Source organism: Rossellomorea vietnamensis, assembly GCF_025398035.1.
GTDB lineage: Bacteria > Bacillota > Bacilli > Bacillales > Bacillaceae_B > Rossellomorea > Rossellomorea vietnamensis_B.
This window is the reverse complement of record NZ_CP104558.1, coordinates 3287501-3301034: the sequence shown is the minus strand read 5'-3', so window position 1 is coordinate 3301034 and position 13534 is coordinate 3287501. Positions and strand designations below refer to the sequence as shown.

The 13534-nt window shown below is 47.3% G+C and carries 5 protein-coding genes and 5 rRNA genes (1 of these 10 only partly in view); 1 reads left to right on the top strand and 9 read right to left on the bottom strand.

Annotation, left to right across the window (positions count from 1 at the left end; translation table 11 throughout):
* Positions 1-41: 41 nt before the first annotated feature.
* A complete protein-coding gene (locus tag N5C46_RS16950; protein ID WP_261749497.1) occupies positions 42-1670 on the bottom strand; it encodes a cell wall-binding repeat-containing protein in 1629 nt (542 codons plus the stop codon).
* Between the two features lie 235 nt (positions 1671-1905).
* On the opposite strand from N5C46_RS16950, the gene N5C46_RS16945 reads away from it, so the two are divergent.
* Positions 1906-2031 (top strand): hypothetical protein, encoded by a 126-nt coding sequence (locus N5C46_RS16945; protein ID WP_261749496.1) that lies wholly within the window; start codon positions 1906-1908, stop codon positions 2029-2031.
* A gap of 94 nt (positions 2032-2125) precedes the next feature.
* On the opposite strand, the gene N5C46_RS16940 is transcribed toward N5C46_RS16945, so the two are convergent.
* From N5C46_RS16940 to N5C46_RS16905, 8 genes are all read right to left on the bottom strand, one after another.
* A complete protein-coding gene (locus N5C46_RS16940; protein WP_261749495.1) occupies positions 2126-2935 on the bottom strand; it encodes an SGNH/GDSL hydrolase family protein in 810 nt (269 codons plus the stop codon).
* Positions 2936-3118: 183 nt separating this feature from the next.
* On the bottom strand, positions 3119-4927 hold the full coding sequence (locus tag N5C46_RS16935; protein WP_261749494.1) for a hypothetical protein: 1809 nt from the start codon (positions 4925-4927) through the stop codon (positions 3119-3121).
* A gap of 223 nt (positions 4928-5150) precedes the next feature.
* Entirely contained in the window at positions 5151-5987 is an 837-nt protein-coding gene (locus N5C46_RS16930; RefSeq protein ID WP_261749493.1) for a tyrosine-type recombinase/integrase, read from the bottom strand.
* Between the two features lie 260 nt (positions 5988-6247).
* Positions 6248-6364, bottom strand: a 5S ribosomal RNA gene (gene rrf, locus N5C46_RS16925).
* Between the two features lie 103 nt (positions 6365-6467).
* A 23S ribosomal RNA gene (locus tag N5C46_RS16920) occupies positions 6468-9404 on the bottom strand.
* Positions 9405-9602: 198 nt separating this feature from the next.
* Positions 9603-11153: ribosomal RNA gene (locus tag N5C46_RS16915) — 16S ribosomal RNA — on the bottom strand.
* A gap of 885 nt (positions 11154-12038) precedes the next feature.
* Positions 12039-12155 (bottom strand): 5S ribosomal RNA (rrf, locus tag N5C46_RS16910).
* A 101-nt stretch (positions 12156-12256) separates the two neighbouring features.
* Positions 12257-13534: ribosomal RNA gene (locus N5C46_RS16905) — 23S ribosomal RNA — on the bottom strand; it runs 1658 nt beyond the window's last position.
* The 16S, 23S and 5S rRNA genes sit together here, the layout of an rRNA operon.

Below are 13534 nucleotides of genomic sequence, written 5' to 3'. Positions count from 1 at the left end.
CGGACCATTTATAAAATAGTCCAGGACTCTAGCGTTTAAATTTACTTCACTAATTTCTCAACCACACCACTCTCAACGGCGCCTTCCCCACCTAATATCATGAAGTGCTTCAGTCCGTTTTCCATCACCAATCCTTTTGTCTGCTGAGGCAGGTCATCCTTTTTCACCAGCAGTAAAGGAACCTCATTGATTGCCGCGAAGACTGACCCCGTAAGAGCATCGGCAAAATCCTGGCCGGTTGCAACTACTGCATAGTTGGCAGGACCCTGGAACTCCTTATAGATGGCGGCGGCTGTATCATAACGCGTGTCACCGGCCAAACGTTCTCCGTTTTTAAATGTTAAATCTTCACTGATGACGCCACCTCCCCCAATCACATAAGTGTTCTCGACATCCTGAAGGGCGAATCCCGTTGCTTCTGGAACCGACATGGTCTCCGTTAGCAAAATCGGATACCCTTGCTGGGCCGCATAAGGAGCAACGGCCAGGGCATCAGGGAAGTCATATCCGTACGCCACCACTGCCGTATCTGAATGACCCAATTCATTCGCGACGAACGCGGCCGTTTCGAACCGGTCATCTCCCCCGATTCGATCCACGTTGAGTCCCAGATCTTCAAGCTCCGACTCGATCTTCTCCGGTACGGCTCCCACTCCGCCAAGAATCACGGCATGCTCTGCTCCGAGACGACCGATTTCTTCTATCGTCTCATCGGATAATCGGGATCCATTGGTCAACAGGATCGGTGCTTCCAATTGATAGGCAAGGGGCGTCCCGACGAGTGCATCAGGGTACTCATTCCCTCTTGCAATGATGACGGTTCCAGTTGAATCCCAGCTTTCTTCTGAGATTTCAGCCGCCGTACCGTAACGATCCTGACCGAATAAACGAGCCGTGGATTTCCCTACTGTATCATTGACAGGTTCCATGACCTTCCAGAATTCCCCGGCCATGGCTTCATATCCCGCTTCACTCGGGTGGACATTTTGCGGGTTCGGCAGTTTCACCTGGAAGTTATCGGCCATCGCTTCTTCCACCGGTACAAATACTCCTCCACCGTGCACACTCGCTGCCTGGATCGCTTGATTCAATCCATCTAAAGCAGGCTTTAATTGTGCCTGGGTTTCTTGTGGCAAGTAAGGGAATGCGTTATAGTATCCCATGACATACACGGGTACGTCAGGATTTAATTGACGGATGATTCCTAAAGAGGTGGCGATATTCACCCCGACTTCCTTCAGGGCGGCCTGCACTTTTACAGGATCAATGGAAATCCTGCCATCCTTCTGCTCAATCAACTGCAATAAGTCATTGGCACCGGCGTCCAGTGTAATGGTATCGGCTTCCATGATTTCCTTTTGTAACCCTTTAGCTGGATCCTGTATGTCCGCCAAGACTTGTTTAGACGTATAACCGGGGACCGCAAAGTTCTTGTTGAAATCCACTTGAAAGCCGTCTTCCTTGAATTCATCTGCAAGGATATCGGGATATCCCTTACCGAGGGAATTGTCATACAACACCCCTGCCGCTAACGAATCTCCCAAAGCCAAATAATCTACATAGGCCTTCTCATCTTTTACTTCAGCAAGAGTTGTCGTCGGTGCCACCATTAACGCCATTGTCATTGCTCCGGTTAACACTTTCAAAGAACGTTTCAGATTTTTTTTCAAAATGGTTCTCCTCTCTATTTTGGCAATCCAATTATAGGTATTGGCGCAAACAGTAGGATATTCCTCCTAATTTCTATCGACAAAACCTGCAAACCGATCCTTTTGGAGGATAAATGTCATATCCCACGGTTCCATCTGCAAATTTTGTAATAAAAATAAACAACAATCCCTATATATTCGAGACCCTTTATGGGGGAAAATAAATGAATCAAGTATAAGGGGAGTGAAGATCGAAATGAAGATGATCCATAAGTTTCTCGCCACTTACTACTACACCCTGATCCAGGACTGTCTTGATGAAAAGCTAAAAGAACACCTGATCCGGAAATTACACTATCATGAATCAAAGTTAATTACATGACCCGCTCCCGCAATTTTCCTCAATGTTTTTTAGAATGCCCTTTTCTTCATTAAAAAAAGCCCTCAACCACTATGGATTGAAGACCACGGAGGGCTTATTTCCTTACAAAATACTTCATCAAGTAATCAAGCCATACCTTATTTCCTTTTTCATTAGGTATATTTTCATCTGTTAAATAGTCCTTTAACTCTGTGCTTCTGTGATCGGGCCATGCATCCCAGTGGTTAAGATACACATACTTTCTCTCTCTGGAAAACTTCTCTAAGTCGGCTTCTTCCTGAGGATAATAGTAGGCACCCGAGATGGGATTGGCCGGCTGGATGATGAAGGTGATGTCAGGATTCTGTTTCTTGAAATCTGAAAGGATCGTCTCAAGATTCTTAAGGCGTTCCGGCATCCTTATTTCCCCATTGTCATACAGTAAAAAGGGTTCCAGCAAAAGAATATCCGGCTTCATTTCAGCCAGTGGTTTATGTATTCCCTCCTTCACAACCTGTTGTGAAGTCTTTTCGGCGATTTCTTTACATGTCACCTTTATCAGATCCTGACCGTACGTGTCGAGAAGCGCCTTTTCCAGTTCTTTCGGCCATGCCCCATTATCCCCGGAAGTAGAGGAGGACCCAATGATCATCAGGTGCACGGATTCATTCTTTTCAATCTTCTTCTTGAACGTCTCCTTCAACTCCGGCGGAAGATAATTCACCTTATCCAGTTGTAACAGTCTCTTTCTCTCTTTCTCTGCCTTCTCTTTCTTTTCTTCCTCTCCATCCCCCTGAACGCTGACTACCTCTTCTTTTTGACCGTTAAACTGAACGGCCTCGACTCTTTGATCCCAATGATATTTCCCTCCTGCCAATGTAGATAATGTAACAATGGCCAAAACCCCTAACAAAAACTTCCTCATCCTCATCCCCCATATCATAAAGTCTATGAGTCATATGATAGACCAGAGAGAATACAGAATTTGTATATACGTGTAGATGCCGGTTCGAAAAGTTACGACAAAATACCCCGTTTTCCATTGGTTTTGCGCAATATGCATCAAAAAAAAGAGCCTATCCATATTCAATAGATAGACTCCATTTCACTAACGCTCCGGCACCAATTCAAACATCCCATTCTTATGCTTAACACGGTACACACCTTCGGAAATCTCATTTTCGGTGTACGGGGCTAATCCAGCTTTTATATCTTCGTCGCCTTCGAGCACCATCAGAAAATCCGATTTCATCAATACTTTTTTCAAATAAGAGAGTTGACTTTCGGTTTCGGCCCCCTTGATGAAAGAATAGTTCTTCGATAAGTGTTCATACCGGATCAAATAGCTGAAATATCCTCCATCACCGGCACTTCCGGGACTATAATAGGTAATCATGGGTTTCGATACCCCGGAAGTTTTAATCACAGAAGAGAACTCTTTCACGGCACCCCTAAGCTCAACATGCGCTTCAGGCCTCGTCACCAATACTTCCAAATGCCCCAGATAGGGGATGAGGAAACAGGCTGCCAGTAGAAAGCCCGTTACCTTTTTAACGGATTCCACATAATTGCTCCATACATAAGCAACCACCGTCATGAGCATGCCCGCTGCATACACGGTGATGGTCGACTGATAACGGTTGAAGCCTGCAAGCCTTGATGCTTCATTCTCAGGCATCAGAAAGACATACATGTAATAGAGGGAACACATATACAGCACATAAAAGAGATTAAAGAGGATAAACGAAGCCACCAGTTCATTAGGGGTTTTGCGCTTCAATCGGACCATCAACAGGAGGGCAATCAGATTGACCACCAATAAGAGCATGACGTGAGGCGACGACATAGGATTCAACGCCGCGTCCAGCATCATTCCGTCGAAGCCTGCCATAAACTGCTCCGATTTCCCGATATCCTGAAGCTTCTCTTCCGTAATGGCAAATTTATTATTTCCGTAACTCTCACTATACGCTTGCAACGTATACGTGTGCCAGAGCACATTCACCAATAAAGGAAGCACCATCAGTAGAAAGAGCGAAGCATAAGACATGACCATATCGATCCTCTTTACAATTCCCTCCCGGTGAGAGGCAATCAGGATCCCTAACATAGCAATCCCGTTAAATAGCAGAAAGACCTTTCCACTATCTTTCAATAAAATTAAGAAAATCACAATCGGAAGATTCACAAGCAGCAGTCTCTTCCAATCTTTACGGTAATAATAAGCGATGATAGGGATCGCCAAAGCCACTGCCCCCAGAATAATATCCACCAGTAAACTGTAGAAGATTTTCGCATTCACCAATAAGAGGGTAAAAGCAATCACCGAGGAAAGGATGATCGTCCATGGCTTTTTCCATGAACTCCACGTAAAAAGCACGGTGAAGCAAGCCATCGTCATGAATCCCTGTGCCATCAGGGCCACACTTTCATGAAACCCCAAGCGATGGAGAAAATAGTAAATGAACACGGCACTTCCAGGCGGATAGTTCTGAAACGTCACCAGCGTACTCGCATCCGGCAGCCCATCAAGCCTTACAATCTCTTTCAGCACCAGTCCCCAATGACTGAAATCATCATAGTTTAAAAAAACGGACCCTTTCATATAAAGCATGACAAACAGAACAGCCAAGGAAAAAAAGATAAGCGAAGGATGCAGCAAACGCTGCACCTCGATCTTCTTGAAAAAGAATAATATGAAATAAATCAAACATAGTACTAAACCGGAATAATAGATGATATTCGCAGCCAATGGCATATGATGAATCAACCCGGCACAGAACAGTACCGTCGTGACAACTGAAAATAGAAATAGAGGAATAAAGGCAGGATGAACTTTCATCTTATAGAGAGAAAACATTCCCCATCCAGCCAGGGAAAGAAGTGCCGAGAATAATAATAGTATAGACGTGAACATAAATCCTCCCAATACGTTAAAAACAAGTTAGTAGAATACCAATTATATCATTATTCGTTGGAACAAAATTGCTCATCAATTAAAAAAGGAATCTCCTGCTACTTTATGAAAGTAAAAAAAGAACTCCTTAATACAGAAGTTCTTCTACTTTACGATCTGACCCTTGTTACATCCTTCAAAGATTGCAGCTGACTTTCAGGGCAATATCAGTAACAATCACTAATCAACAATCCTTTGAAAAAGTGCGTCGGATTGCATGTTCAAATTCCGTTTCAGAGACCCGTGACTTCGCATACCTTTTCGTCACATTATTGTCCCTGTGACCCGCGAGCTTGGATACGATTTCAAGACTGACACCTTGATCGATTAAATGCTGGCAAAACGTGTGACGCAGCTTTTGGGCATTGGTGTGATACTTTTTAAGCATATACTGGACCGATCTCTCGGTTAACCGCTCATTCGTTTTGGAAACGAACAGGGCTTCCTGCGGCTGGACAGCCTCCATGTAGTCAGAAAGGGATTGCACCACCTCTTCCGACAGGGGAATAATCCGGTCAGCCCCATGAGTATCCGAAATGCTTACCTGCTTCGTTTCCAAATCAATATCAGCTATATCTAGCGCACAAAGCTCCGATACCCTTATGCCCGTATGAAGCAGCATATACACAATCGCTATATTTCTTTCATTTGCACTTTCTCGTACTTCTCTTAAAAGCACCTCGCACTCTTCTTTAGAGAGCGATTCTATTTCATCTTTTTTGGTTCCTTGCTTGATCTTTATATCAAACGTAATGTCAGGTTTCTTTAGAAATTTAGAAAAAGTACGGATCACTCCCAAAATTTTATCCGTCGTGACCGGGCTCTTTCCCTTCTCTTCCAAAAATGAAATGTACTCCTGAACATCACAATGAGTAATATCCACTAGTTCTCTGTGATTCTCCTGGAGCCACTTCTCATATTTCCTAAGCTCCTGATGGTAAGTCGAGATGGTATTTGATGATTTTCCTTCATGTTCAAGCCATGTTAAAAACTGATCAATCGTAGTGCCAGATCCCTGCAAGAGTACCACCCTTTCGAATCAATCCTCTATTTACTATTATCGTAGAGCTTATAGAAGAAGAAGTCAACTTCTCCGAATGTAAGTAGTGGGATTCTTCGTTGAATCCAGGAATCGTGCGGGATTTGGAGGGGATCGAGCCGGATTGATGATAATCGTGCGGGAAGTGAGTTTTTCATGCGGGATTGTAATTTTTCATGCGGCATCAAACGAAAATCAAAACAAAAAAGAGTAACTCCCAAGAGCTACTCTTTTCCCTATTTGCCTGGCGACGTCCTACTCTCACAGGGGGAGATCCCCCAACTACCATCGGCGCTGAAGAGCTTAACTTCCGTGTTCGGCATGGGAACGGGTGTGACCTCTTCGCCATTATCACCAGACGAATATTCAATTGAAGGGGTTGTTCCTTCAAAACTAGATAAAGAATTGATGTCAAGAAAGCCGAATATCGACCAATGTTGTTCATTAAAATAATGACTCTTTGTGGTTAAGTCCTCGATCGATTAGTATCAGTCAACTCCACATGTCGCCATGCTTCCATCTCTGACCTATCTACCTAGTCATCTTCTAGGGATCTTACTCACTTACGTGATGGGAAATCTCATCTCGAGGGGGGCTTCATGCTTAGATGCTTTCAGCACTTATCCCTTCCGCACATAGCTACCCAGCGATGCCTTTGGCAAGACAACTGGTACACCAGCGGTGCGTCCATCCCGGTCCTCTCGTACTAAGGACAGCTCCTCTCAAATTTCCTGCGCCCACGACGGATAGGGACCGAACTGTCTCACGACGTTCTGAACCCAGCTCGCGTACCGCTTTAATGGGCGAACAGCCCAACCCTTGGGACCGACTACAGCCCCAGGATGCGATGAGCCGACATCGAGGTGCCAAACCTCCCCGTCGATGTGGACTCTTGGGGGAGATAAGCCTGTTATCCCCGGGGTAGCTTTTATCCGTTGAGCGATGGCCCTTCCATGCGGAACCACCGGATCACTAAGCCCGACTTTCGTCCCTGCTCGACTTGTAGGTCTCGCAGTCAAGCTCCCTTGTGCCTTTACACTCTGCGAATGATTTCCAACCATTCTGAGGGAACCTTTGGGCGCCTCCGTTACTCTTTAGGAGGCGACCGCCCCAGTCAAACTGCCCACCTGACACTGTCTCCCACCCCGATAAGGGGCGCGGGTTAGAATTTCAATACAGCCAGGGTAGTATCCCACCGATGCCTCCACCGAAGCTGGCGCTCCGGTTTCCAAGGCTCCTACCTATCCTGTACAAGCTGTACCAAAATTCAATATCAGGCTACAGTAAAGCTCCACGGGGTCTTTCCGTCCTGTCGCGGGTAACCTGCATCTTCACAGGTACTATAATTTCACCGAGTCTCTCGTTGAGACAGTGCCCAGATCGTTACGCCTTTCGTGCGGGTCGGAACTTACCCGACAAGGAATTTCGCTACCTTAGGACCGTTATAGTTACGGCCGCCGTTTACTGGGGCTTCGATTCGCACCTTCGCTTGCGCTAAGCACTCCTCTTAACCTTCCAGCACCGGGCAGGCGTCAGCCCCTATACTTCGCCTTACGGCTTCGCAGAGACCTGTGTTTTTGCTAAACAGTCGCCTGGGCCTATTCACTGCGGCTCTCTCGGGCTTGCACCCTACCAGAGCACCCCTTCTCCCGAAGTTACGGGGTCATTTTGCCGAGTTCCTTAACGAGAGTTCTCTCGCTCACCTTAGGATTCTCTCCTCGCCTACCTGTGTCGGTTTGCGGTACGGGCACCTTTTTCCTCGCTAGAGGCTTTTCTCGGCAGTGTGGAATCAGGAACTTCGCTACTATAATTCGCTCGCTGTCACAGCTCAGCCTTCGCGATGACGGGATTTGCCTCATCATCAGCCTAACTGCTTAGACGCACATATCCAGCAGTGCGCTTACCCTATCCTCCTGCGTCCCCCCATTGCTCAAACGGAAAAGAGGTGGTACAGGAATATCAACCTGTTGTCCATCGTCTACGCCTATCGGCCTCGACTTAGGTCCCGACTAACCCTGAGCGGACGAGCCTTCCTCAGGAAACCTTAGGCATTCGGTGGATGGGATTCTCACCCATCTTTCGCTACTCATACCGGCATTCTCACTTCTAAGCACTCCACCAGTCCTTACGGTCTAGCTTCGCAGTCCTTAGAACGCTCTCCTACCACTGACACCTAGAGGTGTCAATCCACAGCTTCGGTGATACGTTTAGCCCCGGTACATTTTCGGCGCAGAGTCACTCGACCAGTGAGCTATTACGCACTCTTTAAATGGTGGCTGCTTCTAAGCCAACATCCTGGTTGTCTAAGCAACTCCACATCCTTTTCCACTTAACGTATACTTTGGGACCTTAGCTGGTGGTCTGGGCTGTTTCCCTTTCGACTACGGATCTTATCACTCGCAGTCTGACTCCCATGGATAAGTCTTTGGCATTCGGAGTTTGTCTGAATTCGGTAACCCGATGAGGGCCCCTAGTCCAAACAGTGCTCTACCTCCAAGACTCTTACACATGAGGCTAGCCCTAAAGCTATTTCGGAGAGAACCAGCTATCTCCAAGTTCGATTGGAATTTCTCCGCTACCCACACCTCATCCCCGCACTTTTCAACGTGCGTGGGTTCGGACCTCCATTCAGTGTTACCTGAACTTCATCCTGGACATGGGTAGATCACCTGGTTTCGGGTCTACGACCACATACTAAAATTCGCCCTATTCAGACTCGCTTTCGCTGCGGCTCCGTCTTATCAACTTAACCTTGCATGGGATCGTAACTCGCCGGTTCATTCTACAAAAGGCACGCCATCACCCGTTAACGGGCTCTGACTACTTGTAGGCACACGGTTTCAGGTTCTATTTCACTCCCCTTCCGGGGTGCTTTTCACCTTTCCCTCACGGTACTGGTTCACTATCGGTCACTAGGGAGTATTTAGCCTTGGGAGATGGTCCTCCCAGCTTCCGACGGGATTTCACGTGTCCCGCCGTACTCAGGATCCACTCAAGAGGGAATGAAGTTTCAACTACAGGGTTGTTACCTTCTTTGACGAGCCTTTCCAGACTTCTTCGTCTACTCCATTCCTTTGTAACTCCGTATAGAGTGTCCTACAACCCCAAGAGGCAAGCCTCTTGGTTTGGGCTATATCCCGTTTCGCTCGCCGCTACTCAGGGAATCGCAATTGCTTTCTCTTCCTCCAGGTACTTAGATGTTTCAGTTCCCTGGGTCTGCCTTCCATACTCTATGTATTCAAGTAAGGATATTGTTCCATTACGAACAATGGGTTCCCCCATTCGGAAATCTCTGGATCAAAGCTCACTTACAGCTCCCCAAAGCATATCGGTGTTAGTCCCGTCCTTCGTCGGCTCCTAGTGCCAAGGCATCCACCGTGCGCCCTTCATAACTTAACCGAATTGGTTGTTACATCAGGTTTAAAACCTAAAATGGCGATACTCGGTAATTTCTTGACTATCAATTTATCTTTATCTAGTTTTCAAAGAACAATCACAAATTCTCATCTCGTAAGAGATAAAAAATGTTTTGATGGTTGAACCATCAAAACTGAACAAAACTTCGACGTGTCAAACGTTTTAGTAAATCTTCCTTAGAAAGGAGGTGATCCAGCCGCACCTTCCGATACGGCTACCTTGTTACGACTTCACCCCAATCATCTGTCCCACCTTAGGCGGCTGGCTCCAAAAGGTTACCTCACCGACTTCGGGTGTTACAAACTCTCGTGGTGTGACGGGCGGTGTGTACAAGGCCCGGGAACGTATTCACCGCGGCATGCTGATCCGCGATTACTAGCGATTCCAGCTTCATGTAGGCGAGTTGCAGCCTACAATCCGAACTGAGAACGGTTTTATGGGATTGGCTAAACCTCGCGGTCTCGCTGCCCTTTGTACCGTCCATTGTAGCACGTGTGTAGCCCAGGTCATAAGGGGCATGATGATTTGACGTCATCCCCACCTTCCTCCGGTTTGTCACCGGCAGTCATCTTAGAGTGCCCAACTGAATGCTGGCAACTAAGATCAAGGGTTGCGCTCGTTGCGGGACTTAACCCAACATCTCACGACACGAGCTGACGACAACCATGCACCACCTGTCACTCTGTCCCCCGAAGGGGAAAGCCCTATCTCTAGGGTTGTCAGAGGATGTCAAGACCTGGTAAGGTTCTTCGCGTTGCTTCGAATTAAACCACATGCTCCACCGCTTGTGCGGGCCCCCGTCAATTCCTTTGAGTTTCAGTCTTGCGACCGTACTCCCCAGGCGGAGTGCTTAATGCGTTAGCTGCAGCACTAAGGGGCGGAAACCCCCTAACACTTAGCACTCATCGTTTACGGCGTGGACTACCAGGGTATCTAATCCTGTTTGCTCCCCACGCTTTCGCGCCTCAGTGTCAGTTACAGACCAGAAAGTCGCCTTCGCCACTGGTGTTCCTCCAAATATCTACGCATTTCACCGCTACACTTGGAATTCCACTTTCCTCTTCTGCACTCAAGTTCCCCAGTTTCCAATGACCCTCCACGGTTGAGCCGTGGGCTTTCACATCAGACTTAAGGAACCACCTGCGCGCGCTTTACGCCCAATAATTCCGGACAACGCTTGCCACCTACGTATTACCGCGGCTGCTGGCACGTAGTTAGCCGTGGCTTTCTGGTTAGGTACCGTCAAGGTGCCGCCCTATTTGAACGGCACTTGTTCTTCCCTAACAACAGAGCTTTACGATCCGAAAACCTTCATCACTCACGCGGCGTTGCTCCGTCAGACTTTCGTCCATTGCGGAAGATTCCCTACTGCTGCCTCCCGTAGGAGTCTGGGCCGTGTCTCAGTCCCAGTGTGGCCGATCACCCTCTCAGGTCGGCTACGCATCGTCGCCTTGGTGAGCCGTTACCTCACCAACTAGCTAATGCGCCGCGGGTCCATCTGTAAGTGGTAGCCGAAGCCACCTTTCAACATTTCCTCATGCGAGGAAATGAGTTATCCGGTATTAGCCCCGGTTTCCCGGAGTTATCCCAGTCTTACAGGCAGGTTACCCACGTGTTACTCACCCGTCCGCCGCTGATATCAGGGAGCAAGCTCCCATCAATCCGCTCGACTTGCATGTATTAGGCACGCCGCCAGCGTTCGTCCTGAGCCAGGATCAAACTCTCCGATAAAAGTTTGAATAGCTCTTTAAAAATAAATCTAGAATTAACGTTGACGTATTGTCTTGTTTTGTTCAGTTTTCAAGGTTCAATGTGTAAGTGCTTCTCTCGAAGCGACCCTTACTATGTTACATGAATACTAACTTGTTGTCAACAACTTTTTAAAAGAAGTTTTTATCAAGTTTTCATGTTGCGTTGCTTGTTTGCGGCAACAAATAATACTTTACCAGTTAACTTCGTAGAAGTCAACTTCTTTTCAAATATTTAATATCTTTTTTATTTATAAGTTAGTAAACACTTAAAAAGAGCCTCAAAGAGCTAAAGTTAGTTAGGTCTTCTTTGAAAAAGGCGGAAAAGCAATAATATCACATAAATCAACTTGATAGCAATATATATTTTATATTTTTCCAGATGACTAATGAAATAACTTTTCATTGCTATAGGTGGTTGCTGCTGATTCATTGTGTCCAAATGGGTTAGAACTGTACTAAGAACGATTGTTGAGTCTACATCTTACTATTCCCCGTTCATATTCCACCCTCTTACTCCTTCTTCCTATGTAATATGAGCTTTTACCGTAATAGATTGATTGTTAAGATCACCTTTGGGTGAAATTCATGCGAGATCTGATAGGATCATGCCGGATTGATGATTATCGTGCGGGATTTGGGGCTTTCATGCGAGGTTGTGATTTATCATGCGACATTTCAAATAATCGTGCCAAGTTGTCGAATATTCTTTACGCCGTCCTTAGCTATACACTCATCCATCACCCATTCCCTTCTTCGTCAACAGGCATACTCTCTATTCTTAAAACAGCGTCTCTTTCACAAAGTTCTTCGAACTCCAAACCAACACAAAAAAGAGTAACTCACAAGAGCTACTCTTTTTCTATTTGCCTGGCGACGTCCTACTCTCACAGGGGGAGATCCCCCAACTACCATCGGCGCTGAAGAGCTTAACTTCCGTGTTCGGCATGGGAACGGGTGTGACCTCTTCGCCATTATCACCAGACGAATATTCAATTGAAGGATTATTCCTTCAAAACTAGATAAAGAATTGATGTCAAGAAAGCCGAATATCGACCAATGTTGTTCATATAAATATGACTCTTTGTGGTTAAGTCCTCGATCGATTAGTATCAGTCAACTCCACATGTCGCCATGCTTCCATCTCTGACCTATCTACCTAGTCATCTTCTAGGGATCTTACTCACTTACGTGATGGGAAATCTCATCTCGAGGGGGGCTTCATGCTTAGATGCTTTCAGCACTTATCCCTTCCGCACATAGCTACCCAGCGATGCCTTTGGCAAGACAACTGGTACACCAGCGGTGCGTCCATCCCGGTCCTCTCGTACTAAGGACAGCTCCTCTCAAATTTCCTGCGCCCACGACGGATAGGGACCGAACTGTCTCACGACGTTCTGAACCCAGCTCGCGTACCGCTTTAATGGGCGAACAGCCCAACCCTTGGGACCGACTACAGCCCCAGGATGCGATGAGCCGACATCGAGGTGCCAAACCTCCCCGTCGATGTGGACTCTTGGGGGAGATAAGCCTGTTATCCCCGGGGTAGCTTTTATCCGTTGAGCGATGGCCCTTCCATGCGGAACCACCGGATCACTAAGCCCGACTTTCGTCCCTGCTCGACTTGTAGGTCTCGCAGTCAAGCTCCCTTGTGCCTTTACACTCTGCGAATGATTTCCAACCATTCTGAGGGAACCTTTGGGCGCCTCCGTTACTCTTTAGGAGGCGACCGCCCCAGTCAAACTGCCCACCTGACACTGTCTCCCACCCCGATAAGGGGCGCGGGTTAGAATTTCAATACAGCCAGGGTAGTATCCCACCGATGCCTCCACCGAAGCTGGCGCTCCGGTTTCCAAGGCTCCTACCTATCCTGTACAAGCTGTACCAAAATTCAATATCAGGCTACAGTAAAGCTCCACGGGGTCTTTCCGTCCTGTCGCGGGTAACCTGCATCTTCACAGGTACTATAATTTCACCGAGTCTCTCGTTGAGACAGTGCCCAGATCGTTACGCCTTTCGTGCGGGTCGGAACTTACCCGACAAGGAATTTCGCTACCTTAGGACCGTTATAGTTACGGCCGCCGTTTACTGGGGCTTCGATTCGCACCTTCGCTTGCGCTAAGCACTCCTCTTAACCTTCCAGCACCGGGCAGGCGTCAGCCCCTATACTTCGCCTTACGGCTTCGCAGAGACCTGTGTTTTTGCTAAACAGTCGCCTGGGCCTATTCACTGCGGCTCTCTCGGGCTTGCACCCTACCAGAGCACCCCTTCTCCCGAAGTTACGGGGTCATTTTGCCGAGTTCCTTAACGAGAGTTCTCTCGCTCACCTTAGGATTCTCTCCTCGCCTACCTGTGTCGGTTTGC

Coding starts and splice junctions, on each gene's coding strand:
- N5C46_RS16945 (WP_261749496.1), top strand. CDS start 1,906: ATGAAGATGATCCATAAGTTTCTCGCCACTTACTACTACACCCTGATC.
- N5C46_RS16940 (WP_261749495.1), bottom strand. CDS start 2,935: ATGAGGAAGTTTTTGTTAGGGGTTTTGGCCATTGTTACATTATCTACA.
- N5C46_RS16935 (WP_261749494.1), bottom strand. CDS start 4,927: ATGTTCACGTCTATACTATTATTATTCTCGGCACTTCTTTCCCTGGCT.